The following is a 26,128-nucleotide window of genomic DNA, read 5'->3' as shown; positions in this document are numbered from 1 at the left end:
CACTACACAATCAATCGCCGTTTGTTGCATGATGCCTAAAGATACATTGCACAATTTTCGATAGGGCAACAGTTTGTTGCGTGGAGGGTGCTGTGGAGCGTCTGGACGACACCGATGAGCGGATTCTGGCCGAGCTCACCGAGCACGCCCGGGCGACATTCGCCGAGATCGGGGTGCGGGTGAATCTGTCGGCACCCGCGGTCAAGCGGCGGGTGGACCGCATGATCGCCGACGGGGTGATCCGGGGTTTCACCACCGTGGTCGACCGCAACGTGCTCGGCTGGAGCACGGAGGCCTATGTGCAGGTGTTCTGCCAGGGCACCATCGCGCCAGACCAGTTGCGCGCGGCCTGGATCGACATCCCGGAGGTGGTCAGCGCGGCGACGGTGACGGGCACCGCCGATGCCATCCTGCACGTGCTCGCCCGGGACATGCGACACCTCGAGGAGGCCCTTGAGCGCATCCGGTCAACGGCACGGATCGAGCGCAGCGAGAGCATCGTGGTGCTCAGCAATGTCATCGACCGGGGGCGGCCGTGAGGCGCGTCGGCCTGCGCAAACGTAGGGTGCCCTACAACGTTTGACCTCGATCGTGTAAAAACCCCACGTGACTACTTCAGCGGGATCAGCAGCGGGCATCGTCATCGTCGGCGGCGGCTTGGCTGCGGCCCGGACGGCCGAACAGCTGCGCCGCTCGGAGTACGCCGGGCCCATCACCATCGTCAGCGACGAGGACCATCTGCCCTATGACCGGCCGCCTCTTTCCAAGGAAGTGCTGCGCGCCGAGACGGACGACGTGACGCTCAAGCCGGCCGAGTTCTATGCCGAGAACAACATCACGTTGCGGCTCGGCTCCGCCGCGCGATCGGTGGATACCGCCGCCAAGACCTTGAAGCTCGCCGATGGCAGCGACGTGGCCTATGACGAGCTCATCATCGCCACCGGACTGGTGCCGAAGCGTATTCGGTCCTTCGGTGATCTGGCGGGCATTCACGTGCTGCGGAACTACGACGAGAGCATGGCACTGCGCGAGCACGCCGGCAACGCTCGGCGGGCCGTTGTGGTCGGCGCGGGCTTCATCGGCTGCGAGGTGGCCGCGAGCCTGCGCAAGCTTGGCGTCGAGGTGGTTCTGGTGGAGCCGCAGCCGACGCCGTTGGCCTCGGTTCTCGGTGAGCAGATCGGGGCGTTGGTGACCCGGCTGCACCAGGCCGAAGGCGTCGACGTGCGCTGCGGTGTGGGAGTGAGCGAGGTGCGTGGCGCCGACAAGGTCGAGCAGGTCGTGCTGGGCGACGGCACCGAGCTCGACGCGGACCTGGTGGTGGTCGGTATCGGTTCGCATCCGGCGGTGGAGTGGCTCGAAGGCAGCGGGATCGAGCTGGACAACGGCGTGGTGTGCGATGAGGTCGGCCGGTCCAGCGCCGCGGGCGTGTGGGCCATCGGTGATGTCGCGTCGTGGCGCGATCACGTGGGTGGCCAAGCGCGCGTTGAGCATTGGAGCAACGTGGCCGATCAGGCCCGGGCCATGGTGCCGGCGATCCTGGGCCAGCAGACCTCGCCCGTGGTCTCGGTGCCGTACTTCTGGAGCGATCAGTACGACGTCAAGATCCAGTGTCTGGGCGAACCTGAGGCCGACGATGTCGTGCACGTGGTGGAGGACGACGGACGCAAGTTCCTGGCCTTCTACGAGCGCGACGGTGTAGTGGTCGGTGTGGTCGGCGGCGGTATGCCGGGCAAGGTGATGAAGGCTCGCGGCAAGATCGCCGCAGGCGCCCCCATCGCCGACGTCCTGGGCTGATCGCCCGCTCTAGAACTGGCCGAGGTAGAACCGGCCGCCCTGGTCGTCGGTGCACTCGGCCATCAACCCGTAGTCCTGCCGTGACGGCTGCTGCAGGACGGTGCCTCCGGCCTCGACCACTCGGTTGACCGCGTCGTCGATATCGGCGACCGTCCACATCGGCACGGTCACGGCTTGCGCGGCGCCCCCGGCCACGCCCGACATCGGCTGGCTGCCCTGCACACCCCAACCATCGTTGATCCGGCCGGGTTCGAACGTCCAGAACAACACCCGGCTGTAGAACGCCTTGAACGCGGTCGAGTCGGTCACCTCGTAGGTGATGTACGAAAGCTCGCCTGGCCCAGCACCATTGAGGTCCGGCCTCGGTGTCCCCGGGGTGGGGGCGAACACCGCGAACCGGGTGCCGGCCGGATCGGTGGCATCCAGGACGGTGCCGAAGTCGAATTCCTGGGTCTGGCCGGGTTGGCCGCCGCCGGCCAAGATGGCCTGACGGGCGCCGTCCAGATCAGTCACCGCGTAGCAGCAGAACAGGGTCGCCGGACCGGCCACACCGAAGATGCCGACGGGCTGCTTGGTGTTGGTCACCTGCCGGGTGGTCGGGTCATAGGTCCAGCCCAGCACGTGGCCGTAGAAGGCCGCGGCCCGGTCGGCGTCGGGAACCCAGACCGAGACGTAGCCGACATCGCCGTGCTGAATGGTGACGGATGCGCCGGTCACCGGCCCGGACAGCATCCAGCGGTGGCCGAACGGATCGATGATCGTGGCGGCGCGGGAGCCGTAGTTCTCGTAGGACTCCCGTTGCACGACGGCACCGATCTCTCGTGCCCGTTGGAGCGTGGCGTCGGTATCGGGCACATGCAGCATCAGGCTCACCGAATTCGCCTGTGGAGCAGGGGCTTTGAGGCCAAGTTCGGGGTACTCGTCGGCCAGGTACAGCACGCCGTCGCCGATCTGAAGCTCTGCGTGTCCGATGCGGCCGTCGTCCATCTCGTATGCCTGTCCGACCAGGGACGCACCGAAGGCGTCGGTGTACCACGCAATGGCCTCGCGTGCGCCGGACACGGCTAGATAGGCAATGACCGCGGACCGCGGGCGCTCTGAAACGGTCGTGGGTTGGTTCAATTCTGCGATGGCAGTGTCGGTTCCGCTCATGTCAACTCCTTCTGCGTGGGCGGGCAGGGTGAGGGCCGATTCCAGCCGAGCGCGCAGCCGGGCGGCGAATGCCGGATCGGGGGTGACCGGGTGGTCTCCGCCGGTCAGCACGGCCAGCGGATCGTGGCTGTTGATCACGACGTCCCTCCCTCCGGTGTCGGGTACTGGGCTCTGAAGGCGCGGCGGGCTCGCACCAGCAGGGCTTCGGTGGCGTGCACCGTGCGGCCGATCAGCTCGGCACATTCGGGCACCGAACAGTCGTCGAGGTAGCGCAGAACCAGGACGGTGCGATGGTGTTCGGGCAGCCGGGCCAGAACTGATTCGGCCACAATGCGATCCAGTTCGGTATCCCAATTGTCGGCCGGATCCACCGGTTCGGGCAGCTCGGCCACGGGCATGGTGAAGCGGTCATGCCGCCGGCGGTAGTGGTCGGCCAGCTTGTGTCTGGCGACCCCGATCAGCCAGGGCACCGAGATCGGCGGCGGCGACGGTCTGCGGGCCGCGTCCATCGCGGCCAGGAACGTCTCCGACGTCAGATCCTCGGCAGTTCCGCGGTCACCACAGCGTCGTACGAAGTAGCCGTACACCACTGGCAGGGCCTCGTCGTAGCACCTCAGCAGTACCCGCGGAGCGTCAGTTTCGGCGCTCACACCTCTATCGTCGCCGTGGGGAGCCGAACTCCGACGGGTTGTGCGAAGAATTTCGCGGAAAATGATTGGCACGCCGCGGGCGGATTGCGTCAAGGTGGTCGGTGTGGTGGACGTCGACGCATTCAAGCGGGACGGTTTCGTCAAGATCGAGCAGGCCGTTCCACCCGAAATCGCCGATGCGGCCAGGGATCTGCTGTGGCGGCAAATCGGGTTGTCCCCGCAGGACCCGGCATCGTGGACGAAACCGGTGATGTGGGCCGCCGATCTGACCGGCGCCGGCCCGTTCGGCCAGCTGGCGCGCAGTGTTCGGCTCGGCGAGGCCCTGGACCAGCTCTGCGGCACGGGGGCATGGCAGCCGCGGGGTTCGCTGGGCAACATCCCGGTCCGGTTTCCCGTCGATCCGCCCGCTGATGACCGAGGGTGGCACATCGATGCCAACACCCCGCTGCCCGGAGGCCAGTGGGCGGTCAGCGGCCGCCCGCACACCGTTCTGGTGCTGACCTTGCTGTCGGCGGTCGGGCCCGACGACGCGCCGACGCGACTCCGGGTGGGTTCACACCGCGACGTCGCCGGGGTGCTCGGGCCCGAGCCCCTCGACTTCATCGAGGCCGGCGCCCTGGTGGACGAGGCCAGCCGAGACCGGCCGGTGGCCCATGCCACCGGCCGCCCGGGTGACATGTATGTGGTGCATCCCTTCACAGCGCATGCGGCCGACGTACATCGCGGCAGCACACCGCGTTTCATGGCGCAGGGGCCGGTGGTGCTCGCCGAGAATCTCGGTCCGGCGGGACCGTCGGCGCTGGCGAGCGTGTGGGACGGGCTACCGCGGGGTTAGCGCCTCCAGCCCCGGCCGTGCCACCTCGAAGGCCTCGGCGATCGCGTCTGCCAGGGCGACCGACTCATCGGCGAGCCAGTGCTCATACGCGGACAGCGCGACGCCCAACATCAGCCAGCCCGCGGTCTGGGGCATCAGATCGCCGGGTGCCGCGCCGATCCGCTGTGCCACGTAAGCGGCGATGACCTCGCGCCAACCGGCGTACATGGTCATCGAATATGCCTGCAGTCCAGCGGTTTCCAGGATCACCCGCATGCGCCGGCGGTGCTGTGCCATCTCCTGGTCGTCGTACGTGTTGAACGACAGCAGGGCCGTGCGCAGCGCCTCGGCCAACGGGATCTCGGTGCTCAGGGAACCGAGCAGCTCACGCAGGTGTTGCAGGTGGGCGTCGAAGTCGCCCCAGGGGATGGCGTTCTTCGAGGCGTAGTAGCGGAACAGTGTGCGCCGCGCGATTCCGGCGGCCTTGGCCACGTCGTCGACACTGACTTCGTCGAAGCCCCGGCTGGCGAACAGGGCCAGCGCCACGTCGGTGATGTGGTCCTGTGTGGTGGACGGACGCCGACCGACACGGGGCCCGGATGCCTGCCGCATGAAATCCGCCCTTCCATTTGTGCACTCGATGCCATATTCTTGCGACTCAGGTCACAATTGTCGAGACCCACAGTTGCAGGAAAGGTGCGATTCATGGATCAGAACCCGCAGGTTGAAACCGAAACCCAGCTCGTCACCGAGACGCTCGTCGAAGAGGTCTCGATCGACGGTATGTGCGGGGTTTACTGACGGTGTCCACAGAGGTTGCCGATATGGCTGGGACCACCGGTGTCGTATTCGACCCCGATGTCAGCTGGCGGTTGCACCACCAGGTGGCGGTGCGTCCTGAGCCGTTCGGCGCCCTGCTGTATCACTTCGGAACTCGCAAGCTGTCGTTTCTGAAGAACCGGACGGTCGTCGAGGTGGTCAACTCTTTGGCTGATCACCCCGACGCCCGGTCCGCGTGTCGCGCGGCCGGTATCGCAGACTCCGACCAAGGCCCCTACCTGCATGCCCTCGGCGTGCTGGTGTCCTCGAAGATGCTCATCCCCGGGAATTCACAATGACTTCTGTTGCCCCTGTGCCAAGGCTCGTCGAGCAGTTCGAGCATGGACTCGACGCCCCGATCTGTTTGACCTGGGAGCTCACCTACGCCTGCAACCTGGCGTGTGTGCACTGCCTGTCCTCCTCGGGTAAGCGAGATCCGCGCGAGCTGTCCACCCAACAGTGCAAGGACATCATCGACGAGCTGGAACGCATGCAGGTGTTCTATGTGAACATCGGCGGTGGCGAACCCACTGTGCGCCCGGACTTCTGGGAACTGGTCGACTACGCGACCGAGCATCACGTCGGCGTCAAGTTCTCCACCAACGGCGTGCGCATCACCCCTGAGGTGGCCGCGAAACTCGCTGCCAGCGACTACGTCGACGTGCAGATCTCACTGGACGGCGCCAATGCCGAGGTCAACGACGCGGTGCGGGGCAAGGGCTCGTTCGACATGGCCGTGCGCGCGCTGGAAAACCTTGCCGCCGCGGGCTTTTCCGATGCCAAGATCTCGGTCGTGGTGACCCGCCACAACGTAGGTCAGCTCGACGAGTTCAAGGCGCTGGCCGACCGGTACGGCGCCACGCTGCGGATCACTCGGCTGCGTCCCTCGGGCCGCGGTGCGGACGTCTGGGACGAGCTGCACCCGACCGCGGACCAGCAGCGCCAGTTGTACAACTGGCTGGTCGCCCACGGTGAGCGGGTGTTGACCGGCGACTCGTTCTTTCACCTGTCGGGGCTCGGCGAGCCCGGCGCGTTGGCCGGGCTGAACCTGTGCGGTGCCGGCCGGGTGGTCTGCCTGATCGATCCGGTGGGCGACGTCTACGCCTGCCCGTTCGCCATCCATGACACGTTCCTGGCCGGAAACATCCTGGAAGACAATGGTTTCCAGAATGTCTGGCAGAACTCCACGTTGTTCCGCGAGCTGCGCGAGCCTCAGTCGGCCGGCGCCTGCAGCGGTTGCGGACACTACGACGCCTGCCGCGGCGGCTGCATGGCGGCCAAGTTCTTCACCGGTCTGCCGATGGACGGGCCGGACCCCGAGTGCGTCGAGGGCTGGGGCGAATCGGCCCTGGCGGCCGACCGCGTCAAACCCAAGCCCAGCGGTGACCATTCCCGCGGTACCAAACAGGGCCCGGTGGCACTGAAGTTGCTGACCAAGCCGCCTGCCCGAATCTGTAACGAAAGTCCGGTGTAATCCATGGCTCGTGATACCTGGTTCGAGACCGTCGCCATCGCCCAGCAGCGGGCGCGCAAGCGGCTGCCCAAGTCCGCCTACTCGTCGCTGATCTCCGCCAGTGAGAAGGGCGTGACGGTCACCGACAACGTCGAGTCCTTCGCCGAACTCGGCTTCGCGCCGCACGTGGTGGGTGCCACGGAGAAGCGCGAGATGGCGACAACTGTGATGGGGCAAGACATTTCGATGCCCGTCATCATCTCGCCCACCGGTGTGCAGGCCGTCGACCCTGACGGCGAGGTGGCAGTGGCCCGCGCGGCTGCGGCACGTGGCACCGCCATGGGTCTGTCCTCCTTCGCGAGCAAGCCGATGGAGGAAGTCACCGCCGTCAACGACAAGATTTTCTTCCAGATCTACTGGCTCGGGTCGCGCGACGAGATCGCCGAGCGTGTGCAGCGCGCCAGAGAAGCTGGAGCTGCCGGTTTGATCTGTACCACCGACTGGAGCTTCAGCCACGGCCGGGACTGGGGTAGCCCGAAGATCCCGGAGCGAATGGACCTGCGCACGATGCTGCAGATGTCCCCGGAGGTGCTCACCAAGCCCCGCTGGCTGTGGAGCTTCGCCAAGCACCTGCGTCCGCCGGACCTGCGCGTGCCGAACCAGGGCAGGCGCGGCGAACCGGGGCCGACGTTCTTCGAGGCCTACGGCCAGTGGATGGGCACCCCGCCGCCCACCTGGGAGGACATCGCCTGGCTGCGTGAGTTGTGGGGCGGTCCGTTCCTACTCAAGGGCATGGTGCGCGTCGACGACGCCAAACGTGCCGTGGATGCTGGTGTTTCGGCCATCACGGTGTCCAACCACGGAGGCAACAACCTGGACGGCACCCCCGCGGCGATCCGTTGCCTGCCCGCCATCGCCGATGCCGTGGGCGACCAGGTCGAGGTTTTGCTGGACGGCGGGATCCGCCGCGGCAGCGACGTCGTGAAGGCGGTGGCGCTGGGCGCCCGGGCCGTGATGATCGGGCGCGCCTACCTGTGGGGCCTGGCGGCCAACGGTCAGGCCGGCGTCGAGAACGTGCTGGACATCCTCAGCGGTGGCATCGACTCCGCGCTCCGCGGGTTGGGCAAGTCCTCGATCCACGACCTCACGCCGGACGACATCCTGGTTCCCGATGGCTTCACCCGGACCCTCGGCGTGCCGCGCACCGATTCCTGACGGTCGGCCCCGGCGCGTCGCGGTACGGGGCGTGACAGGGGTGGCAGAAGAGACGTACGTGATGGTCATGGCCGGTGTCGGAGAAAGCTAAGGCAAATCAATTGCTGCTCGTGCTCCAACAATTGGCGCACAGTAGGTGAATTCGGCCTACGATCGGCACGTGGCTTTCCCCAGCGGGCTCGGGAACTCAACGTCGAGACAGCTACGCAGCATGTCGCCAATGTTGATCATCCCGGTGGGCTCAACCGAGCAACATGGTCCGCACCTGCCCCTGGACACCGACACGCGCATCGCGACGGCTGTCGCCCACGAGGTCCTCGAGCAGCTCGACGACGCCTCGACCGGAGACTGGATGGTCGCCCCGCCGGTTTATTACGGGGCCAGCGGCGAGCACGAGGGATTCCCCGGCACGATATCGATCGGCACGGCCGCTTTGCGGTCGTTGCTGGTGGAGTACGGACGCTCGGCCTCGAGCTGGGCCGGCAGGCTCGTCTACGTCAACGGTCACGGTGGAAATGTGGAGGCGCTGGTCGCTGCGGTGGCCCTGTTGCGCCAGGAGGGCCGCGACGTTGGCTGGGTTCCGTGCATCGCCACGGGGGCCGACGCCCACGCGGGGCATACCGAAACATCTGTATTGCTACATATTTCGCCTGGCGATGTCTGGACCGATGATCTGACTGCGGGGAACACGGCCCCGCTGGCCGAGCTGATGCCTGCGATGCGCAGTGGCGGAATCGCGGCCGTCAGCGAAGCCGGGGTACTCGGTGACCCGACAACCGCCACGGCTGTCGAAGGGGAGCGTATCTTTGCTGAAATGGTCAACGGCTGCGCCGGTCGCATTAGGCGGTGGCAGCCCGACCGGAACGGATTACTGACATGACCGGACCCAGGCTGCCCGACGGTTTCGCCGTGCAGGTGGACCGCCGTGTCAAGGTGCTCGGGTCCGGCGCGGCGCTGCTCGGCGGGTCGCCGACTCGGTTGCTGCGGCTGGCGCCGACGGCGCGGACCATGCTCAACGGTGGCCGCCTGGAGGTGCACGACGCCCAGAGCGCGCAACTGGCGCGGACTTTGCTCGACGCCACCGTCGCCCATCCTCGTCCGCCCAGTGGGCCGTCGCATCGGGACGTGACGGTGGTTATCCCGGTGCGCGACAACGTATCCGGTCTGCATCGGCTGATCACCGCGCTGCGGGGGCTACGGGTGATCGTGGTCGACGACGGCTCGGCGGTGCCCGTCGCGCAATCGGAGTTCGCCGGGATGCATTGCGACGTGCAGGTACTGCGGCACCTCCGTAGCAACGGTCCGGCGGCCGCTCGCAACACCGGTCTGGAGGCGTCCGAGACCGACTTCGTGGCGTTCCTCGACTCCGACGTGGTGCCCCGGCGCGGGTGGCTGGAGGCGTTGCTCGGACACTTCTGCGACCCGGCGGTGGCTCTGGTGGCTCCGCGCATCGTCGGTCTGCACACCGCCGACAATGTGGTGGCCCGGTACGAGGCGGTGCGTTCGTCGTTGGATCTCGGGGTGCGCGAGGCGCCGGTGGTGCCGTATGGCCCGGTGTCCTACGTGCCGAGCGCTGCCATCATCGGCCGGCGATCGGCGCTGGCCGCGGTGGGGGGATTCGACGAGACCATGCAGTCCGGTGAGGACGTGGACCTGTGCTGGCGTCTGATCGAGTCGGGAGCCCGGCTGCGGTACGAGCCGATTGCGCTGGTGGCGCACGACCACCGGACAGATCTGCGAGAGTGGTTCAACCGCAAGGCTTTCTACGGGACCTCGGCGGCACCGCTGAGTGTCCGGCACCCAGGTAAGACCGCCCCCGTGGTGATCTCCGGGTGGACGTTGATGGTGTGGCTGTTCCTGGCCATGGGGTCGTGCTTCGGCTATCTGGGCTCCGTGGTGATCGCGATCGTCACCGGCAGGCGCATCGCACGCTCCCTCAGTACCGTCGACACCGAACCCACCGAGGTCGCCGCGGTGACCGCACGCGGACTGTGGTCGGCGGCCCTGCAGTTGTGTTCGGCGATCTGCCGCCACTACTGGCCCGTTGCCTTGATCGCCGCCCTGCTGTGCCGGCGGGCCAGACACGCGGTCGTGGTGGCCGCGGTGCTCGACGGCGTGGTGGACTGGGCGAGCCGGCGCGGCAATGCCGACGACGACACCAAGCCGGTCGGCCTGCTGGCTCATATCCTGCTCAAGCGCCTGGACGATCTGGCCTACGGGGTAGGCCTGTGGACCGGGGTGGTGCGGGAACGCCAGCTCGGTGCCCTCAAGCCGCAGCTGCGGAGCTAAACCAGTTGCAGCTGCCATCTAGTCCTACTCGCGTGCGGGACGTCCTGATCGTCGGCGCCGGAAGCGCCGGTTCGGTTCTGGCTGAACGGCTTTCCAGCGATCCCAGCTGCAACGTCACCGTTGTCGAGTCGGGTCCGGCGCCCAGCGACCCTCGGGTGGAAGCGCAGATCACCGACGCCCTGCGGTTGCCGATCGGGGCCGCCAGCTCGGTGGTACGCCACTATGCGTCGGTGCTGACGGAGAACCCGCCGCGGCCCACCCAGATCATGCGCGGGGCGGTCGTGGGTGGTTCCGGTGCCGTCAACGGTGGTTACTTCTGCCGGGGGTTGCCGACGGATTTCGATGCCTGGGCGGTGCCTGGCTGGGCTTGGGACGATGTGCTGCCGCATTTCCGCGCCATCGAGACGGACCTGGATTTCGGCACCTCGCTGCATGGGGACCGCGGCCCGATCACGGTCCGCCGGGTGCGTGAATTCGACGGTTGCACAGCTTCATTCGTCGACGCTGCGACACGCTCAGGATTCGGGTGGATCGAGGACCTGAACGGCTCGGACGCCGGCGCCGCCTTGCCGGCCGGTGTGGGCGCGGTCCCGCTGAACATCAACGGCGGCACCAGGGTTGGGCCCGGTGGTGCCTACCTGAAACCGGCGCTGGAGCGGCCCAATCTCGAGCTCCGGGCCGACACCCGGGTCCATCGCGTGTTGTTCCGCGCGAACCGGGCGGTCGGGGTGTCCTGTACGGACGGTTCTGTTCTGCACGCCGATCGAATTGTGCTGTGTTCCGGTGCGATTGGGTCAGCGCATCTGCTGCTGCTGTCGGGCGTCGGGCCGGCGTCCGATCTCGAGCCGCTGGGCGTCGGGGTGGTGGCCGGCTTGCCGGTCGGGATGCACACGGTAGACCACCCGGAATGGGTGCTTCCGGTCTCGTGGGTGCCCACCCATGACCTGCCTCCCCTGGAGGCGGTCCTGACCACTTCGGACGGCATCGAGGTGCGACCGTACACGGCCGGCTTCGCGGCCATGGTGCACGGTCCAGGACACGACCCTGCCGAGCTTCCGCACCTCGGGGTGGCGCTGATGCGTCCGCATTCTCGCGGACGGGTCCGGTTGGTTTCGCCGGACCCGATGGTGGCGCCGATCATCGAACACCGCTACGACACGGTGGCGGCCGATGTCGACGCCCTGCGCCGGGGTTCTGCGCTGGCCCGCGAATTAGTCAGTGGTGCAACCGAAGTCGGTGAGGCATCGTGGTCGACATCGCAGCATCTGGCGGGCACCGCGCCGATGGGGGCCGGGGCGCAGGCAGTGCTCGATCCGATGTGCCGGGTGCTGGGCGTTGAGGGCCTGTGGGTCGTCGACGGGTCGATCATGCCGGCCATCACCAGCCGCGGCCCGCACGCGACCATTGCCATGATCGGTCATCGGGCGGCGGAGTTCGTCGCGTCCTGAGTCTCCGGACGATCCGGAGTTGTTCACCGTCGCGGCCCGGTGCCCAGACTCCGACGAACACTGCGGCCACCGTGAGTACCACCGCCATCACCAGCAGAGCGGAGTTCGTCGCGTCGAGGAACGCGCGCTTGGCCAGTCCGGCGACGGCCTCGCCCTGCGGGCCGAGCCGTGGTGTCACGGCAAGGGCTTCGGCCAATGAGCTGAGGATCGGCTCGCGCACTTCGGTCGGCAGTCCGGTCAGCTTGGGTAGCAACTGATTCTGGTAGTGGGCGGCCAGGATCGAGCCCGCCACCGCGATGCCCAGGGCGGCCCCCACCTCCCGGGTGGTGTCGTTGACCGCGGACGCCACCCCTTGCTTCTCGTCGGGGACCGCACCCATGATGGCCGATGTCGTCGGCGCCGTGCATAATCCGATGCCGACGCTCATGATCAGTAACGGCCAGGCGTATTGCGGATAGCTGGAGTCGATGTCGAGCCAACGCATGCACAGCAGGCCCACCGAGATCACCAAGAGTCCGATGAACACGCATGCTCGCAGGCCGAGCCGCGGCAGATATAAGTGGGTGGTGGCACTGAGGATCAGCAGCGGTACAGCCAACGGGCACAACGCGATTGCGGTTTGAATCGGGCTGTAGCCCATCACCAGCTGGATGTATTGCATGCTGACGTAGAAGTAGCCGAAGTTCACGAAGAACAGGAATGTCACGCCCACGGCGCCGGTCGCGAAGTCGGGTTTTCCGAACAGTCGAACGTCCAGCAATGGGTGCCGTTGTCTGAGTTGAACCACGGTGAACGCGGCGGCCAGGGCGACACCGGCGCACATGCAGCCCCACACCATCGGATGCGTCCAACCCCGGCTTGGGGCCTCCACCACGCCCAGCACGAAGACGGCCACCGCAGCACCGATCAGGATGGCCCCGAGCCAATCCACTGGAGCGCTGTTCTCGTCGCGCGAGGACGGCACGGTGCAGGTGAGGACGAACAGCCCCGCACCGGCGACGACGAAGGTGGCGAAGATGGACTGCCATGGCCAGAAGTGCAGCAAGCCACCGGTGACCAGGAAGCCCACGATGGCTCCCGACCCGACGACGCCGGCCCAGATGCCAACCGCTTTGTTGCGCTCCGTCTTTGGAAAAGCCGCGGTCAGCAGCGACAGGGTGGCCGGCATGATGAAGGCCGCACCCGCCCCGGCGACCGCGCGCGCTGCGATCAGTTGTGCCGGGGCGTCGAATACCAGTGGCGCGGCCGAGGCCAGGACGAAGACCGCGAGGCCGGTCAGCAGGGCTCCGCGGCGGCCGTAGCGGTCGCCTATCGCCCCGGCCGGCAACAGCAGGCAGGCCAGCACCAGGGTGTACCCGTCGATCACCCAGGTGAGTTGGGTCTGGGTGGCTGAGGTCTGGCGGGCGATGTCGGGGAGTGCGGCATTGAGCGCCACCATCGATGCGATCACGATCGAAACGTCCATGCAGGCAACTGCGAGCAGCCAGTACCGCTGCTTGATCGTCAGATCCGCCATGCCCGGGTCGATATCCTGGCTGGGCTCGACGAGGGTGTCGGACATGCTTGGCCCCCTCCGTCGATGAAGTTTTGAGACTAACAGTCTCGGAGCGAGATGGTAAGTCTCTTTTATGGAGGTGACGGCGAATGACTGCCGAGAGCGGTGACCCGCGCCCGGCCCGGTCCCGGGCCAGGCTGCTGGAGGCGGCGACGGCGCTGTTGCGATCGGGCGGACCCAGCGCGGTCACCGTCGATGCGGTCACCAAGCAGGCCAATGTGGCCAGGGCGACGTTGTACCGCCACTTTCCGAGCGGAAATGATCTGCTGGCAGCGGCATTTCGCGCCCTCATCCCGGCCGCGCCGATGCCGCCCGCGGAGGGAACGCTGCGTGACCGGCTGATCGCGCTGGTTCAGGCGCAGGCCGATTCGATCGCCGAGGCGCCGATCAGCATCACCGCGCTGTCGTGGTTGGCACTGGGTGGCGACCTGGAGAAGCTGCCCTGGCGGACCGGCGACAGTGCCGAGGTGCGGACGTTGCGTGAGCGGGTGGCCGAGCAGTATGCGAAGCCGTTCGAGGCCATCTTCGACAGCCCCGACGCTCTCGCCGAGCTCGGCGAGGTGGATCGTACGCAGGCCGCCGCGCTGCTGCTGGGCCCGATCGTGTTGGGCAAGCTCAGCACGGTGTCTGAATTCGACTACGCCTCATGCGTGCGGACCGCGGTGGATGGCTTCCTGGCCACCCACCTGCGAGACCCGCAAAGGCCGGGCCCTCAGCGCAACGAGTAACGAACCGGCAGGTGCTTGAGCCCGCCGACGAACGTGGTCGCGGAAAGCTCTGGGGTTCCGGCCAATTCGATGGAGTCCAGCCGGCTCATCAGCTCGGTGAACAAGCTGTTCATCTCCATCCGGGCCAGCGCCGCGCCCAGGCAGAAGTGCACGCCATAGCCGAATGCCAAGTGCTTGTTCGGATCCCGGGCGACATCGAAGCGGTGCGGGTCGTTGAACACGTCCTCATCGCGGTTTCCCGAGACGTAGGCCAGGTAGACGGAGTCGCCCTTGGCGATCGGTGTGCCGCGCACCACGGTGTCGGCCGTGGCGGTCCGCATGAACTCCTTGACCGGGGTGGACCAGCGGATCATCTCCTCGACCGCGGTGCCCATCAGTTCGGGCTGCGCCTGCAGCTTGGCCAGCTGGTCCGGATTCTCGATGAGTGCGTGCAGTCCGCCCGAGATCGCGTCCTTGGTGGTGTCGTGTCCGGCGCTGGCGACGATGACGTAATAGGACGCGGTGTCGACATCGGACAGCGGTTCCCCGTCGATGGTGCCGTTGGCGATGGCCGACGCGAGATCCTCGGTCGGGTTGGCGCGCCGTGACGCGGTGAGCGTCGAGAAGTAAGCGAAGAAGTCCATCAAGACGGCGAGCTGGTCTTCCAGGGATCCTCCGTCGCGCTTGTACTCGTCATCGTCGCCACCGAACATCTCCTGGGTCAGCATGTGCATGCGGCCGAAGTCCTCTTCGGGCAGGCCGAGTAGCGACATGATCACGTAGAGCGGGAAGTCCACGGCGATCGCGGTGACGAAGTCGCATTCGGGTCCGATGTCCCGCATCTTGTCGACATAGCGTTTGGCTAGCTCGTCGACCCGCACCTTGAGGGCTCGCATCGCCTTGGGGCGGAACCAATCTGCGCCGATGGCCCGCACCTTGCGGTGGTGTGGGTCGTCCATGTGGATCAGGGTGCGCAGGCCCATGCCTGCCTCGAGCTGCTGTTTGGCCAGATCGTCGGCGGCCGCGGTGGCCAGCAGCGGCCGAGGCTCGCTGATGAACAGCTCGTTGTCCCGCTCGACGGCCATGATGTCGGCGTGCTTGGTGATCGCCCAGAACGGTCGGTAGGGCCGATTGTCCACCCAGGCCACGGGATTGTTGGCGCGCAAATGGGTCAGCGCGGTGTGCAGCCGCGAATCGTCGGCGTAAGCCGTCGGATCGGCGAGCACCTTCGCGGCTTCGTCCATCGTCGGCGCGCTCATACAGACTCCTCCCGGGGCGGGTACTTGACGGGTGTCAATTCCCACCATATGTGATCGCCGCCACGCAAGGGAGCTGATTTTGTCGATCCGCCCCGTACGCTCGCAGCCATGCGGTCGGGACGTTGCGTCGTCGCGTTGCTGGCTGTGCTGGCGATGCTGGTGGGGGGCTGTGCGCAAGGTGGCGGCCACGCGGTGACGCCCGGCCGGCCGGTCGGTGTTCCGTCCGGACGCGCCCAGGGGCCGGACCCGGCGCTGGTGCGCACCGCGGCCGGAACCCTTCGCGGCACAGTGACATCCGACCATCGGCTGTTCGCCGGGATCCCGTATGCCGCCGCGCCGGTGGGCCCCCGGAGGTTCGCTGTGCCGGCCCCTGCGCCGGGCTGGGCGGGGGAGCGCGACGCCACCGCACCCGGACCGCGGTGTATCCAAGACCCGGATTTGGATCCCGAGCGCGGAGCCAACACCGCCGAAGACTGCCTGAACCTGAATGTCTGGACGCCGCCGGTCTCGCAGGAGAAGCGCCCGGTGATGGTCTGGATTCACGGCGGCGGGTTCGCCGGCGGCAGCAGCGGTATCTACGACGCGGGGCGGCTCGCTGCGCGCGGCGGCATCGTCGTGGTGACGATCAACTACCGGCTCGGCACCCTGGGGTTCCTCGCTCACCCGGCCCTCGGGGCCGGCGGCGATGTCGGCAACTACGGTCTGGCCGACCAGCAGGCGGCGCTGCGGTGGGTGCGGGACAACATCGCCGATTTCGGCGGCGATCCGGAAAAGGTCACTGTCGCCGGTGAATCCGCCGGAGGAATGTCGGTGTGCGACCATCTGGTCTCACCGGGTTCGGCAGGGCTGTTCCGCGCAGCGATCCTGATGAGTGCGCCGTGTCAGGCGCAGGCCGGTCTGGCCGTCGCGACCCGCCGCTCGCTCGATTACGCGGCCGCGGCCGGATGCCCTGATCCGGCGACCGCCGCCATGTGCCTACGCGCCCTGCCGGTCGACAGCGTGCGGAAACCCGTGTGGTACTTCAATATCGGAAGTGACGAGTTGACCGGTCCGGTCACCGGCTCGGCAGCGATTCCCCAGCCTCCGTTGGCGGCTTTCGGTGCCGGCCTGGCGGCCCCGGTGCCGCTGCTCATCGGCACCACCCGCGACGAGTTCACCCTCTTCGTGGCATTGCGCTACCTGCGGCAAGGTCAGCGCTACGTCCCGGCGGACTACCCGAGGTTGCTGGTGGAGACGTTCGGCTCCGACGCTGCGGCCGTCGCCGCACACTATCCGATCGATCGCTACGGCGGTGTGGCGCAGGCGTATTCGGCGGCCGTCACCGATGGTGCGTTTGCCTGCGTGTCGGAACGGGCAGCCGGTGAGCTGGCGCGCGTTGCGCCGGTCTACGCCTACGAGTTCAACGATCGCTCCGCCCCCGCTCCCGAGGTCATGCGGACGCTGCCCTTCCCGGTCGGCGCCAGTCACTCACTTGAGCTTCGCTATCTGTTCGATGTCGGTGGGGCACCACCGCTGAACCCGGCCCAGCAACAGCTCTCAAACCAGATGATCGACTACTGGAGCGCATTCGTGCGGGCCGGTGAGCCCGCGGTGGACGGTCAGCCGGACTGGCCCGAGTTCAGCGGGGGCCGAATGTCGTTGCAGGCCGAGGGGAGTCGTGTCGACAATGACTATCCGCACGTTCATCAATGCCCGTTCTGGGCGGAGCTGAAGGAGAAATGAACCCGATGGCGACACCGGATCCACAGGCCTTCGCACACGAGTGGGTGAGTGCGTGGAACGCGCACGACGTGGACGCGGTGCTGGCGCATTTCCACGATGACGTGGTGTTCAGCTCACCGGTGGCAGCACGATTGTTCCCGGAGACCGGGGGTGTGGTGCGCGGTAAGGATGCGCTGCGTCATTACTGGTCGACGGCGCTGACGGGTATGCCGGATCTGCAGTTCGAGGTGCTGGCCACCTACCGCGGCGAATCGGCCCTGGTGATCCACTACCGCAATCAGAACGGCGGGTTGGTCAACGAGGTGCTGTTGTTCGACGGTGCCCTGGTGCGCGAAGGTCACGGCACGTATCTGGATTAGCCCGCTCAGACCGGTGTCACCCAGGTGGTGATGTCGGCATGCACCACCTCGACGCCATGGCGGTCGGTGATGCTGACCGGCACCACGATGTCGGTGCCCTCGGTGATCGCACCGAAGTCCGGCGGCGCGAGTTCGGCTCTGGCCCGCAGCGAGGTGGTGGCCTTGGCCAGGTATTGCACATTCATCGCCTTGGGGATCCAGCGGTGCGTGGTGGGCACCGTGGCCTCCATGAGCATGCCCATCGCCATCTCGGCGGCGTTGCACGACGCGATGGCGTGCACGGTGTGCAGGTGGTTGTAGACGTAGAACCACTTCGGCACCGTCACCTCGGCCAGTCCCGGCTCCATGCGGACGACGTGGGGCAGGATCGACGCGAAATACGGCACCCGGGCCATGGCGGCGGCCGAAAACGCCCACGTGCCGCCGGGCAGTGGTGACATCTTCTTCCAGGCGCGATACGTGGGGCTGGGCTGCGTCATGGGGCCATACCTTACTCAAAAGTAAGTTCGGTGAAACGGGCTGGGCCCCTCGCGTGCGAAGCGCTGTGGCGGTCGGAAGCGGGATTTTCCGCCATGGCGCTTCATCCGCGGGGACCGCGTGCGGCGATCTGGCCGACGGCACGCGAAAATCGCTGGGAAACCCGGATCTCGAACGCTGTTTTTCCCGCCCGCGCCGATGGCCCCCTACCTGCTCGATCGCGGATTTGGAGGACGCCCCGATCTAGGGCATACTGTTCGGGTTGCCTTGAGCCGGGTATTTCTGGCCGGGCAAACGACCGGCGCCCCCACGGGCGCATCCGGTCCCAACACTAGATCGCGACTGATTCCCAGGGCGAGAAAGTGTGCGAGAAGGCGACACGCCCGACCGCGGGGGTCGGTGGACCATAGACAGGTAAACAGCGGCGGCAATTCTCGGCGCACCCGCGCCGGGGCACCAGGCCCGACGGGCTTTCGGTGGGATTCCCATCGAGACTCCGATACGGCCGGCCGATGTACGAAGTAGAGGTAGGAGAAGCGTGGCGGGACAGAAGATCCGCATCAGGCTCAAGGCCTACGACCATGAGGCCATTGATGCCTCGGCGCGCAAGATCGTCGAGACGGTCACCCGTACCGGTGCCAGTGTGGTGGGCCCCGTGCCGCTGCCGACCGAGAAGAACGTGTACTGCGTGATTCGGTCGCCGCACAAGTACAAGGACTCGCGGGAGCATTTCGAAATGCGCACCCACAAGCGACTGATCGACATCCTCGACCCGACGCCGAAGACGGTTGACGCGCTCATGCGCATCGATCTGCCGGCCAGTGTCGACGTCAACATCCAGTAGGAGAACAGAAATGGCTAACAGTGCTAGTTCTGCCGCTCCGCGGCGTGGCATTTTGGGCACCAAGCTGGGCATGACGCAGGTGTTCGATGAGAACAACAAAGTCGTCCCGGTGACGGTCGTGAAAGCCGGCCCCAACGTGGTGACCCTTATCCGCACCCCCGAGCGTGACGGCTACAGCGCCGTGCAGCTCGCCTATGGCGAGATCAGCCCGCGCAAGGTCAACAAGCCCGTCACCGGTCAGTACGCCGCCGCGGGTGTCAACCCGCGCCGCCACCTGGCCGAGCTGCGGGTCGACGAGGCCGCCGCCGCCGAGTACGAGGTGGGCCAGGAGCTGACCGCCGAGATCTTCGCCGACGGTGCTTACGTCGACGTGACCGGCACCAGCAAGGGCAAGGGCTTCGCCGGCACCATGAAGCGTCATGGCTTCGCCGGCCAGGGCGCCGCCCACGGTGCCCAGGCGGTGCACCGTCGTCCCGGCTCCATCGGTGGCTGCGCCACCCCGGGCCGCGTGTTCAAGGGCACCCGGATGTCGGGCCGCATGGGTAACGACCGGGTGACCACGCAGAACCTGAAGGTTCACAAGGTCGATGCCGAGAACGGCGTGCTGTTGATCAAGGGCGCCATCCCCGGACGCAACGGTGGTCTGGTGGTTGTCCGCAGCGCAATCAAGCGAGGCGAGAAGTAATGACTTTGAAGATTGACGTCAAGACCCCGGCCGGCAAGAAGGACGGCTCCATCGAGCTGCCCGCCGCGCTGTTCGACGTCGAACCCAACATTGCTCTGATGCACCAGGTCGTCAACGCTCAGTTGGCCGCCAAGCGCCAGGGCACCCACTCGACGAAGACCCGCGGTGAGGTCTCCGGTGGCGGCAAGAAGCCGTACCGGCAGAAGGGCACCGGCCGGGCGCGTCAGGGTTCGACCCGCGCACCGCAGTTCACCGGTGGTGGCATCGTCCACGGCCCGCAGCCGCGCGACTACAGCCAGCGGACCCCGAAGAAGATGATCGCCGCCGCCCTGCGCGGTGCGCTGTCGGACCGGGCCCGCAACGAGCGGATCCACGCGATCACCGAGCTGGTCGAGGGCCAGACCCCGTCGACCAAGAGCGCCAAGGCGTTCCTGGGCACGCTGGTTGCCGAGAACACGGCCAAAAACAGGAAGGTTCTCGTCGTCATCGGCCGCACCGATGAGGTCGGCGCCCGCAGCGTTCGCAACCTGCCTGGTGTGCACGTGATCTCGCCGGATCAGCTGAACACCTACGACGTGCTCAACGCTGACGACGTGGTGTTCTCGGTCGAGGCTCTGAACGCCTACATCGAGGCCAACACGAAGAAAGAGGAGGTGTCGGCCTGATGGCTACCGTGACCGACCCCCGCGACATCATCCTGGCCCCGGTCATCTCGGAGAAGTCGTACGGGCTGATCGAGGACAACGTGTACACGTTCATCGTGCATCCGGACTCCAACAAGACGCAGATCAAGATCGCGATCGAGAAGATCTTCGACGTCAAGGTGAGCTCGGTGAACACCGCCAACCGGCAGGGCAAGCGCAAGCGCACCCGCTCGGGCTTCGGCAAGCGCAAGGACACCAAGCGCGCCATCGTCACCCTGGCCGCCGGCAGCAAGCCGATCGACCTGTTCGGAGCCCCGGCGTAACGGCCGGGAACTAAGAGGATTTAACTGATATGGGAATTCGCAAGTACAAGCCGACGACCCCGGGTCGTCGCGGTGCCAGCGTCTCCGATTTCGCCGAGATCACTCGCTCGACTCCGGAGAAATCGCTGATTCGCCCGCTGCACGGCAAGGGTGGTCGTAACGCCCATGGCCGGATCACCACCCGGCACAAGGGTGGTGGCCACAAGCGCGCCTACCGCGTCATCGACTTCCGTCGTCACGACAAGGACGGCGTCGACGCCAAGGTCGCGCACATCGAGTACGACCCCAACCGCACGGCCAACATCGCGCTGCTCCACTTCCTGGACGGCGAGAAGCGCTACATCATCGCGCCGCAGGGCATCAAGCAGGGCGACGTGATCGAGTCGGGCGCCAACGCCGACATCAAGCCGGGCAACAACCTGCCGCTGCGCAACATCCCCGCCGGCACCGTGATCCACGCTGTGGAGCTGCGGCCCGGTGGCGGTGCCAAGCTGGCCCGCTCGGCCGGCGTGAGCATCCAGCTGCTGGGTAAGGAAGGCACCTACGCCTCGCTGCGTATGCCGTCCGGTGAGATCCGTCGCGTCGACGTGCGCTGCCGCGCCACCGTCGGCGAGGTCGGCAACGCCGAGCAGGCGAACATCAACTGGGGCAAGGCCGGCCGTATGCGGTGGAAGGGCAAGCGCCCGACCGTCCGTGGTGTCGTGATGAACCCGGTCGACCACCCGCACGGTGGTGGTGAAGGCAAGACCTCCGGTGGCCGTCACCCGGTCAGCCCGTGGGGCAAGCCCGAGGGCCGCACCCGCAAGCCCAACAAGCCGAGCGACAAGCTCATCGTCCGTCGCCGGCGCACCGGCAAGAAGCGCTAGGCCGCGGAAGGAGTAGCAGCGATGCCTCGTAGTCTTAAAAAGGGTCCGTTCGTCGACGACCATCTGCTCAAGAAGGTCGACGTTCAGAACGAGAAGAACACCAAGCAGGTCATCAAGACCTGGTCGCGTCGGTCGACCATCCTCCCCGACTTCATCGGGCATACGTTTGCGGTGCATGACGGCCGCAAGCATGTCCCGGTGTTCGTCACCGAGGCGATGGTCGGGCACAAGCTCGGCGAATTCGCCCCGACGCGCACCTTCAAGGGTCACATCAAGGACGACCGGAAGAGCAAGCGGCGATGAGTACCACAGTCAGCAATGTCATCGAATACCCGTCGGCAACCGCCAAGGCGCGCTTCGTGCGCGTCTCGGCCAGCAAGGCCCGCCGCGTCATCGATCTGGTCCGCGGCAAGAGCGTCGAGGAAGCCCTCGACATCTTGCGGTGGGCGCCGCAGGGTGCCAGCGAGCCGGTCGCCAAGGTGATCGCCAGCGCTGCCGCCAACGCGCAGAACAACGAGGGGCTGGACCCGACGACGCTGGTGGTTGCGACCATCACCGCCGACGAGGGCCCGACCGCCAAGCGCATCCGTCCGCGTGCCCAGGGGCGTGCGTTCCGGATCCGCAAGCGCACCAGCCACATCACCGTGATCGTGGAGAGCCGTCCGCCCAAGAGCAACGGAGGCGCGGGTACATCTACCTCGGCGCGTAGCCGTCGTGCTCAGGGCAGCAAGGCTTCCGCTGCCGCGAAGGCCACGGCCGAGACGAAGGGAGGCTCGGAGTAGTGGGCCAGAAGATCAATCCCCACGGTTTCCGGCTCGGTATCACCACCGAGTGGAAGTCCCGCTGGTACGCCGACAAGCAGTACTCGGACTATGTGAAGGAAGACGTCGCCATCCGGCGTCTGCTGGCCACTGGTCTGGAGCGCGCCGGTATCGCCGATGTGGAGATCGAGCGCACCCGGGACCGGGTCCGCGTTGACATCCACACCGCGCGTCCCGGCATCGTCATCGGCCGCCGCGGCACCGAGGCCGACCGCATCCGCGCCGACCTGGAGAAGCTGACCGGTAAGCAGGTTCAGCTCAACATCCTTGAGGTGAAGAACCCTGAGTCGCAGGCTCAGCTCGTCGCCCAGGGTGTTGCCGAGCAGCTGAGCAACCGCGTGGCGTTCCGTCGCGCGATGCGCAAGGCGATCCAGTCGGCCATGCGTCAGCCGAACGTCAAGGGCATCCGGGTGCAGTGCTCGGGCCGCCTCGGCGGTGCTGAGATGAGCCGGTCGGAGTTCTACCGCGAGGGTCGGGTTCCGCTGCACACGCTGCGCGCGGACATCGACTACGGCCTCTACGAGGCCAAGACCACCTTCGGCCGGATCGGTGTGAAGGTGTGGATTTACAAGGGCGACATCGTCGGTGGCAAGCGTGAGCTCACCGCCGCCGCGCCGGCCAGTGACCGGCCGCGTCGTGAGCGTCCGTCGGGCACCCGGCCGCGTCGTAGTGGTGCCTCGGGCACCACGGCGACGAGCACCGAGGCCGGCCGCGCCGCGACCGGTGACGATGCACCGGCCGCAACCGAGGCCGCGGCTGCTTCGGCTGGGTCTGATTCCGGCAAGCCGGAAGCAACGGAGAACTAATCATGCTGATTCCCCGCAAGGTCAAGCACCGCAAGCAGCATCACCCACGGCAGCGTGGCATCGCCAGCGGCGGCACGTCGGTGAGCTTCGGTGACTACGGCATCCAGGCACTGGAGCACGCCTACATCACCAACCGGCAGATCGAGTCCGCTCGTATCGCCATCAACCGGCACATCAAGCGTGGCGGCAAGGTGTGGATCAACATCTTCCCGGACCGTCCGCTGACCAAGAAGCCGGCCGAAACCCGCATGGGTTCCGGCAAGGGTTCGCCGGAGTGGTGGGTCGCCAACGTCAAGCCCGGTCGTGTGCTCTTCGAGCTCAGCTACCCGGACGAGAAGACCGCCCGGGACGCCCTTACCAGGGCGATCCACAAGTTGCCGATCAAGGCACGCATCGTGACTCGAGAGGAGCAGTTCTGATGGCAGTGGGAACTACGCCTGGTGAACTGCGCGAACTGTCCGACAGCGAGTTGACGGACAAGCTGCGCGAGTCGAAGGAAGAGCTGTTCAACCTGCGCTTCCAGATGGCGACCGGTCAGCTGGCCAACAACCGTCGGCTGCGCACTGTGCGCCAGGAGATCGCACGGGTCTACACCGTGCTGCGTGAACGTGAGTTGGGTCTGGCTTCCGGGCCCGGAGGTGAGGAAAGCTAATGGCGGAGACTAAGGGCCCCAAGCACACTCCGCGCACCGAGGAGACCCGTGGCCGTCGCAAGACCGCCATCGGCTACGTGGTGAGCGACAAGATGCAGAAGACCATCGTGGTCGAGCTGGAAGATCGCAAGAGCCACGCGCTCTACGGCAAGATCATCCGGACCACGAAGAAGGTCAAGGCGCACGACGAGAACGGTGACGCCGGTATCGGCGACCGCGTCTCGCTGATGGAGACCCGGCCGCTGTCGGCCTCCAAGCGCTGGCGCCTGGTCGAGGTGCTGGAAAAAGCGAAGTAGCGAAGGCCTCCGTTTTTTCTCGCGAGCAGACGCAAATGTCCCCCAAACCTTCGGGTTTGGGGGACATTTGCGTCTGCTCAGTCCAATTTGGTGGCCATTTCGAGGCGGTCCATACCCGAGGGTTCGTCGTGGTCGCCGAACGTGAACGTCACCGACTCGAACCTTCCGGTGAACGGGAACGGCGCCTTGTCGGCATAGTCGTCACAGACCGGTGAGACGTTGTCCATGCCGACGTCGAAGCATTCGGTGCCGCAGCGCTGCGGCACCTGTCGCTCGACGCGGGTCTGCGCGGCCTGGTTGCCGTCGACGGACACCGTTACCGATGCAGGTGACCCCGGTTGGGGGCCGTCCGGGGTGAAGTCGACTGTGATGACGTGTTTACCGGGGACCAGCGGTTCCTCGGCCGTCGCGTCATAGCGTTGGAGGCCGAAATAGTTGTAGTGGTAGCGAACTTTGCCTTCCCACAAGAACAATGCGAATCCTGCGGCATCACCGCCGAGGGCAGCCAGGACGCCCTCGGCCCCACCCTCGGGAATCTCGACGGGCACCGTGATCCGGTGCGGGACTCCGACCATCTTCGGCGCCGACCCTTCGGGCAGCCGGATCATGCCCGGGTGGAAGGTGACCTCCTTGCGGCCGGTGAAGAAGCTCGGCCGCAGGGTGACGTCGAGGCGTTCGGCGAACCGGTCGTCGATGGGCAGCACGTTGTACTTGGCCGCCTCGGCCAGGAACATGTCCTGCAACTCTTTGAGTTTGGCCGGTTCCTGCTCGGCCAGGTCCACCGATTCGCTGAAATCCTCGGCGATGTTGTACAACTCCCACTTGTCGTCGTCGTAGGAGAAGGTGCCCGCGGTCTCCCACGGCAGCCGGCCGTGCCGCACACAGGCGATCCAGCCGTCGTGATACATGGCCCGGTTGCCCATCATTTCGAAGTACTGCTTGTCTCGGGTGCTCTTGGCTGCGCCGTCGGCGAATGAGTACGCGAAGCTGACGCCTTCGATGGGACGCTGGATGTAGCCGTTGACCTCGACCGGTTCGCGGACTCCGACCACCTCCAAAAGGGTGGGCAGCACATCGATCACGTGATGGAACTGGGAGCGCACCGCTCCGTGCTCGGAGATCTTGTCCGGCCAGGACACGATCATGCTGTTGCGGGTGCCGCCGAAGTGCGAGGCCACCTGTTTGGTCCACTGGAACGGGGTGTCACCGGCGTGCGCCCAACCCACGGCGTAGTGCGGGGACGTCCCGGGCAGTCCCCAGTTGTCGATGAAACGTAGCGATTCCTCGATCGACGGCTGCTGACCGTTGAGGCTCATCAGCTCGTTCGGTGTGCCGATCAACGAGCCCTCGCCCGATGAGCCGTTGTCGCCGAGGATGTAGATGACGATGGTGTTGTCGAGCTCGCCGATCTTCTCGATCGCATCGACGACGCGGCCGACCTCGTAATCGGTGTGTTCCAGGAAGTCGGCGAAGTTCTCGGCCTGGCGGGCGAACAAAGCCCGATGTTCGGCGGGCTGGCTGTCCCATGAGGGGATCTGGTCTGGGCGCTCGGTCAGCTGGGTGCCGGCCGGAATGATCCCCATGTCGAGCTGGTTTTGATGGACGGTCTTGCGGTATTCGTCCCAGCCCATGTCGAAGCGGCCCTTGTTGCGTCCGCGCCAGTCCAACGGAGGCTGGTGCGGCGCGTGCGCCGCACCCGTCGAGAAGTATCCGAAGAACGGCCGGTCTGGGGCGATGGTCTTCTGAGCCTGGATCCAGGCGATCGCGTCGTCAGCGAGGTCGCGCTGCAGTTGATATCCGTCCTGGGGCCGCGCGGGTGGCTCCACCGGGGTGGTGTTGCGGATCAGCGACGGATAGAACTGATCCGTCTCGCCGGAGATGAAACCGTAGAAATAATCGAAACCCTGGTTGGTGGGCCAATTGTCGAACGGTCCGGCCGGGCTGGTCTGGTTGTCGGGGACATTGTGGTTCTTGCCCCACCAGGCACAGGTGTAGCCGGCTTGTTTGAGCAGCTCGCCCATGGTCGCGCAGCTTTTGGGGATGATGCCGCAGTAGCCCGGATAGCCGGTGGCCATCTCCTGGATGACGCCGGTGGCCACCGAGTGGTGGTTGCGTCCGGTCAACAGCGCGGCACGGGTGGGTGAACACAGTGCGGTGGTGTGGAACTGGTTGTAGAACAAGCCGCGCTTGTGCAGGCGCTCGGCTGTCGGCATCCGGACCAAACCGCCGTTGACGCTCGGCCAGCCGAAGCCGACATCGTCGAGCAGGACGAGAAGGATATTGGGTGCGCCTGCCGGGGCCAGACGCACCGGCGGGAAATCCGGAGTCGAGTCCTGCGCGTAGAGGTTGATCGTGGCGTTGGGGAATGTCCACTCCGGCTCCGGCAGGTGATAGCGATCGAGATGCAGCGGGAATTCGGAACTGCGGTCATCAGCCATGATCACGATGGTGTCACGACGGTTGCCGATTCGCCAGGAT

General features: G+C 66.5%; 30 protein-coding genes and 1 pseudogene. 24 read left to right on the top strand and 7 right to left on the bottom strand.

The window, feature by feature from the left end; genetic code table 11:
* Positions 1–92: 92 nt before the first annotated feature.
* On the top strand, positions 93–539 hold the full coding sequence (locus tag BKG60_RS27350) for an Rv2324 family transcriptional regulator (protein WP_070944303.1): 447 nt from the start codon (positions 93–95) through the stop codon (positions 537–539).
* A gap of 67 nt (positions 540–606) precedes the next feature.
* Positions 607–1,794 carry an NAD(P)/FAD-dependent oxidoreductase gene (locus tag BKG60_RS27345; RefSeq protein WP_070944302.1) on the top strand — a complete coding sequence of 396 codons (1,188 nt, stop codon included), beginning with the start codon at positions 607–609 and terminating at the stop codon, positions 1,792–1,794.
* Positions 1,795–1,803: 9 nt separating this feature from the next.
* On the opposite strand, the gene BKG60_RS27340 is transcribed toward BKG60_RS27345, so the two are convergent.
* Together BKG60_RS27340 and BKG60_RS27335 are read right to left on the bottom strand one after the other, a co-directional pair.
* On the bottom strand, positions 1,804–3,084 hold the full coding sequence (locus tag BKG60_RS27340; protein ID WP_120765045.1) for a VOC family protein: 1,281 nt from the start codon (positions 3,082–3,084) through the stop codon (positions 1,804–1,806).
* Positions 3,081–3,596 carry an RNA polymerase sigma factor gene (locus tag BKG60_RS27335; protein WP_070944301.1) on the bottom strand — a complete coding sequence of 172 codons (516 nt, stop codon included), beginning with the start codon at positions 3,594–3,596 and terminating at the stop codon, positions 3,081–3,083. The genes BKG60_RS27340 and BKG60_RS27335 overlap by 4 nt, the downstream gene beginning before the upstream one ends.
* Positions 3,597–3,657: 61 nt before the next feature.
* Here BKG60_RS27335 and BKG60_RS27330 point away from each other — a divergent pair, with 61 nt between their 5' ends.
* The gene (locus BKG60_RS27330) at positions 3,658–4,431 is read left to right on the top strand and encodes a phytanoyl-CoA dioxygenase family protein (protein ID WP_070944300.1); all 774 of its coding nucleotides are present in this window, start codon (positions 3,658–3,660) and stop codon (positions 4,429–4,431) included.
* Here BKG60_RS27330 and mftR read toward each other — a convergent pair.
* Positions 4,417–5,022: a mycofactocin system transcriptional regulator gene (gene mftR, locus BKG60_RS27325; protein ID WP_070944299.1), complete on the bottom strand. Its 606-nt coding sequence runs from the start codon at positions 5,020–5,022 to the stop codon at positions 4,417–4,419. The genes BKG60_RS27330 and mftR overlap by 15 nt on opposite strands.
* A 93-nt stretch (positions 5,023–5,115) precedes the next feature.
* On the opposite strand from mftR, the gene mftA reads away from it, so the two are divergent.
* The 7 genes from mftA (at position 5,116) to mftG (ending at position 11,634) form a co-directional block, all read left to right on the top strand.
* Entirely contained in the window at positions 5,116–5,211 is a 96-nt protein-coding gene (gene mftA, locus BKG60_RS27320; protein ID WP_019344466.1) for a mycofactocin precursor MftA, read from the top strand.
* Between the two features lie 23 nt (positions 5,212–5,234).
* Complete coding sequence (mftB, locus tag BKG60_RS27315; protein WP_070186363.1) at positions 5,235–5,528, top strand: mycofactocin biosynthesis chaperone MftB; 294 nt, start codon at positions 5,235–5,237, stop codon at positions 5,526–5,528.
* Complete coding sequence (gene mftC / locus BKG60_RS27310; RefSeq protein ID WP_070186353.1) at positions 5,525–6,703, top strand: mycofactocin radical SAM maturase; 1,179 nt, start codon at positions 5,525–5,527, stop codon at positions 6,701–6,703. Before mftB ends, mftC begins: the two co-directional genes overlap by 4 nt.
* A 3-nt stretch (positions 6,704–6,706) precedes the next feature.
* Positions 6,707–7,897: a pre-mycofactocin synthase MftD gene (mftD, locus tag BKG60_RS27305; protein ID WP_070186352.1), complete on the top strand. Its 1,191-nt coding sequence runs from the start codon at positions 6,707–6,709 to the stop codon at positions 7,895–7,897.
* 136 nt (positions 7,898–8,033) lie between these two features.
* Positions 8,034–8,777: a mycofactocin biosynthesis peptidyl-dipeptidase MftE gene (mftE, locus tag BKG60_RS27300; protein ID WP_075910222.1), complete on the top strand. Its 744-nt coding sequence runs from the start codon at positions 8,034–8,036 to the stop codon at positions 8,775–8,777.
* Positions 8,774–10,186, top strand: coding sequence for a mycofactocin biosynthesis glycosyltransferase MftF (mftF, locus tag BKG60_RS27295; protein WP_070186350.1), 1,413 nt, complete (start codon positions 8,774–8,776; stop codon positions 10,184–10,186). The genes mftE and mftF overlap by 4 nt, the downstream gene beginning before the upstream one ends.
* 32 nt (positions 10,187–10,218) lie before the next feature.
* Entirely contained in the window at positions 10,219–11,634 is a 1,416-nt protein-coding gene (gene mftG / locus BKG60_RS27290) for a mycofactocin dehydrogenase MftG (protein WP_070186349.1), read from the top strand.
* On the opposite strand, the gene BKG60_RS27285 is transcribed toward mftG, so the two are convergent.
* Positions 11,564–13,195, bottom strand: coding sequence for an MFS transporter (locus BKG60_RS27285; protein WP_070186348.1), 1,632 nt, complete (start codon positions 13,193–13,195; stop codon positions 11,564–11,566). The two genes, mftG and BKG60_RS27285, sit on opposite strands and share 71 nt — an antisense overlap.
* Before the next feature lie 83 nt (positions 13,196–13,278).
* Here BKG60_RS27285 and BKG60_RS27280 point away from each other — a divergent pair, with 83 nt between their 5' ends.
* Positions 13,279–13,917 (top strand): TetR/AcrR family transcriptional regulator, encoded by a 639-nt coding sequence (locus BKG60_RS27280; protein WP_070944298.1) that lies wholly within the window; start codon positions 13,279–13,281, stop codon positions 13,915–13,917.
* Here the strand turns inward: BKG60_RS27280 and BKG60_RS27275 are convergent.
* The gene (locus tag BKG60_RS27275) at positions 13,902–15,155 is read right to left on the bottom strand and encodes a cytochrome P450 (RefSeq protein ID WP_070186346.1); all 1,254 of its coding nucleotides are present in this window, start codon (positions 15,153–15,155) and stop codon (positions 13,902–13,904) included. The genes BKG60_RS27280 and BKG60_RS27275 overlap by 16 nt on opposite strands.
* 108 nt (positions 15,156–15,263) lie before the next feature.
* Here BKG60_RS27275 and BKG60_RS27270 point away from each other — a divergent pair, with 108 nt between their 5' ends.
* Together BKG60_RS27270 and BKG60_RS27265 are read left to right on the top strand one after the other, a co-directional pair.
* Positions 15,264–16,877, top strand: a complete 1,614-nt coding sequence (locus BKG60_RS27270; protein WP_070944297.1) for a carboxylesterase/lipase family protein — start codon at positions 15,264–15,266, stop codon at positions 16,875–16,877.
* A gap of 5 nt (positions 16,878–16,882) precedes the next feature.
* Positions 16,883–17,236: a nuclear transport factor 2 family protein gene (locus BKG60_RS27265; RefSeq protein ID WP_070186362.1), complete on the top strand. Its 354-nt coding sequence runs from the start codon at positions 16,883–16,885 to the stop codon at positions 17,234–17,236.
* 5 nt (positions 17,237–17,241) lie between these two features.
* On the opposite strand, the gene BKG60_RS27260 is transcribed toward BKG60_RS27265, so the two are convergent.
* The gene (locus BKG60_RS27260) at positions 17,242–17,715 is read right to left on the bottom strand and encodes a hotdog fold domain-containing protein (protein ID WP_070186344.1); all 474 of its coding nucleotides are present in this window, start codon (positions 17,713–17,715) and stop codon (positions 17,242–17,244) included.
* Positions 17,716–18,251: 536 nt separating this feature from the next.
* Between BKG60_RS27260 and rpsJ the strand changes: the two genes are divergently transcribed.
* The 11 genes and pseudogenes from rpsJ (at position 18,252) to rpsQ (ending at position 23,650) form a co-directional block, all read left to right on the top strand.
* Positions 18,252–18,557 (top strand): 30S ribosomal protein S10, encoded by a 306-nt coding sequence (rpsJ, locus tag BKG60_RS27255; protein WP_003883485.1) that lies wholly within the window; start codon positions 18,252–18,254, stop codon positions 18,555–18,557.
* A gap of 10 nt (positions 18,558–18,567) precedes the next feature.
* Positions 18,568–19,242, top strand: coding sequence for a 50S ribosomal protein L3 (gene rplC / locus BKG60_RS27250; RefSeq protein WP_070186343.1), 675 nt, complete (start codon positions 18,568–18,570; stop codon positions 19,240–19,242).
* Positions 19,242–19,907, top strand: coding sequence for a 50S ribosomal protein L4 (gene rplD / locus BKG60_RS27245; protein WP_070186342.1), 666 nt, complete (start codon positions 19,242–19,244; stop codon positions 19,905–19,907). Before rplC ends, rplD begins: the two co-directional genes overlap by 1 nt.
* Entirely contained in the window at positions 19,907–20,209 is a 303-nt protein-coding gene (gene rplW, locus BKG60_RS27240; protein WP_070186341.1) for a 50S ribosomal protein L23, read from the top strand. Before rplD ends, rplW begins: the two co-directional genes overlap by 1 nt.
* A gap of 29 nt (positions 20,210–20,238) precedes the next feature.
* Complete coding sequence (gene rplB / locus BKG60_RS27235; RefSeq protein WP_070186340.1) at positions 20,239–21,075, top strand: 50S ribosomal protein L2; 837 nt, start codon at positions 20,239–20,241, stop codon at positions 21,073–21,075.
* A gap of 21 nt (positions 21,076–21,096) precedes the next feature.
* Entirely contained in the window at positions 21,097–21,378 is a 282-nt protein-coding gene (rpsS, locus tag BKG60_RS27230) for a 30S ribosomal protein S19 (protein WP_003883480.1), read from the top strand.
* Positions 21,375–21,842: pseudogene (gene rplV, locus BKG60_RS27225) on the top strand (50S ribosomal protein L22); the annotation flags it as partial. The gene rpsS and the pseudogene rplV, both read left to right, overlap by 4 nt.
* A gap of 14 nt (positions 21,843–21,856) precedes the next feature.
* The gene (rpsC, locus tag BKG60_RS27220; RefSeq protein WP_070186338.1) at positions 21,857–22,702 is read left to right on the top strand and encodes a 30S ribosomal protein S3; all 846 of its coding nucleotides are present in this window, start codon (positions 21,857–21,859) and stop codon (positions 22,700–22,702) included.
* A gap of 2 nt (positions 22,703–22,704) precedes the next feature.
* Positions 22,705–23,121 (top strand): 50S ribosomal protein L16, encoded by a 417-nt coding sequence (gene rplP, locus BKG60_RS27215; RefSeq protein WP_070186337.1) that lies wholly within the window; start codon positions 22,705–22,707, stop codon positions 23,119–23,121.
* Positions 23,121–23,354 (top strand): 50S ribosomal protein L29, encoded by a 234-nt coding sequence (rpmC, locus tag BKG60_RS27210; protein WP_070186336.1) that lies wholly within the window; start codon positions 23,121–23,123, stop codon positions 23,352–23,354. Before rplP ends, rpmC begins: the two co-directional genes overlap by 1 nt.
* Positions 23,354–23,650, top strand: coding sequence for a 30S ribosomal protein S17 (rpsQ, locus tag BKG60_RS27205; protein WP_070186335.1), 297 nt, complete (start codon positions 23,354–23,356; stop codon positions 23,648–23,650). The genes rpmC and rpsQ overlap by 1 nt, the downstream gene beginning before the upstream one ends.
* Before the next feature lie 77 nt (positions 23,651–23,727).
* Here rpsQ and BKG60_RS27200 read toward each other — a convergent pair whose 3' ends face one another.
* Complete coding sequence (locus BKG60_RS27200; RefSeq protein WP_075910302.1) at positions 23,728–26,088, bottom strand: arylsulfatase; 2,361 nt, start codon at positions 26,086–26,088, stop codon at positions 23,728–23,730.
* Positions 26,089–26,128 lie beyond the last annotated feature (40 nt).

This window comes from Mycobacterium syngnathidarum (genome assembly GCF_001942625.1).
Lineage (GTDB): Bacteria > Actinomycetota > Actinomycetes > Mycobacteriales > Mycobacteriaceae > Mycobacterium > Mycobacterium syngnathidarum.
The sequence above is the reverse complement of the archived record's forward strand: the minus strand, read 5'-3'. Positions and strand labels throughout refer to the sequence as shown.